This window comes from Streptomyces sp. URMC 126, assembly GCF_051386555.1.
Taxonomy (GTDB): Bacteria; Actinomycetota; Actinomycetes; order Streptomycetales; family Streptomycetaceae; genus Streptomyces.
Map to the genome: position 1 here is coordinate 1 of NZ_JBPQTX010000622.1, position 1,157 is coordinate 1,157.

At 73.1% G+C, this 1,157-nt stretch carries 2 protein-coding genes; one reads left to right on the top strand and one right to left on the bottom strand.

The window, feature by feature from the left end; genetic code table 11:
- Nucleotides 1-16: 16 nt before the first annotated feature.
- On the bottom strand, nt 17-433 hold the full coding sequence (locus tag ACSNOK_RS33150; protein WP_436784493.1) for an SsgA family sporulation/cell division regulator: 417 nt from the start codon (nt 431-433) through the stop codon (nt 17-19).
- Between the two features lie 398 nt (nt 434-831).
- Between ACSNOK_RS33150 and ACSNOK_RS33155 the strand changes: the two genes are divergently transcribed.
- A partial coding sequence (locus ACSNOK_RS33155) for a DUF2510 domain-containing protein (RefSeq protein WP_436784494.1) occupies nt 832-1,157 on the top strand: 326 nt, incomplete at its 3' end.

Sequence of the window (1,157 nt, forward strand, 5' to 3'; positions counted from 1 at the left end):
GCCCCGCCGCTTCCCCTCAGGCCCCCTGCGCCAGCAACTCCCTCAGCCCCTCGTCGAGTCCGAGCAGTTCCCGCTCCGCCCCCAGCGGCACCAGCCGCAGCGTGCCGGCCAGCCAGCCCGCCACCTCCTCGGCCGGCGCCTGGAGCAGCGCCTCGCCGTCCGGCGAGGTCAGTCCCACGCATACGACCGACCGGCCCCCGACCCGCGCGGGCCACACCCGGACGTCGCCCGTACCGCTGGCCCGGCGCAGCCCCTCCGTCAACAGCTCGCGCCCGAACGTCCAGTTGACCGGCTCGTCGGACGTCACATGGAAGGAGATCCGCACGGCGTACGGATCCTCCGCCCGGTAGTGCAGCCGCGCCGGCACCGGAACACGGTGTCCCGGCGACAGCACCAGGTCGATCTCCAGGTCTCGTTCCACCACGGAATACATGAAGTGCGCCCTCTCGCTCCGTTCCAGTGCCCGGTGCGCGGTCTCTCGCGAACCGGGTCCGCACAGAACAGAGCGGACCGGCCCCGGGTCATGACGCGACTTCGCACCGCCTCCTCGCCTGCTCCCGCGTCTCACCCTCCACACCACCCGCATGCGGCACCGCGTGGTGTTCTCGGTCGCACGTGTGAGTGGTTCGGTCGGCAACGCATCCCACGGAGGAATGCCGTCTGGTAGACCTGTTGGCCGCGCCCCGGGTTGTCTTTTGCGCATAGATGTCACAGGGAAACGCGTCCGCAGTCGCGAGCACGGGCACCGGAGCGGTACACAGGACACCACGCCAGTGCGGCAGACTGCCTGACATCCCAGCAGGGCCGAACAGATACGGGACACCGGAGACCATGAGCGCACCCATCCCGGGATCCGCCGGCAGCAGCCCCGGCGCCGGCTTCTACCCGGACCCGTCCATCCCCGGCTACATCCGTTACTGGAGCGGTACCGCCTGGGTCCCCGGGACGAGCCGGCCCGCGCCCGCGGCCGGCGAACCGCTGCCCGCGCCGCCGGCCGGTCTGCCCGTGACGCCGCCGCCGGTCGCCCCGCCGTCCGTACCGCGGAGCCCGGGCCCGGCCGGGCCGCGGCGGGGCGGCGCCCCCTCGACGGACGAGACGGGGCCGGTGTTCCTGGACGAGGAGCCGGTGTGGGACTTCCGGCTGCCGCGCGTGGCGTC

Bases quoted from the DNA above. Each gene is read 5' to 3' on its own strand.
- ACSNOK_RS33150 (WP_436784493.1), bottom strand. From the start codon at position 433: ATGTATTCCGTGGTGGAACGAGACCTGGAGATCGACCTGGTGCTGTCG.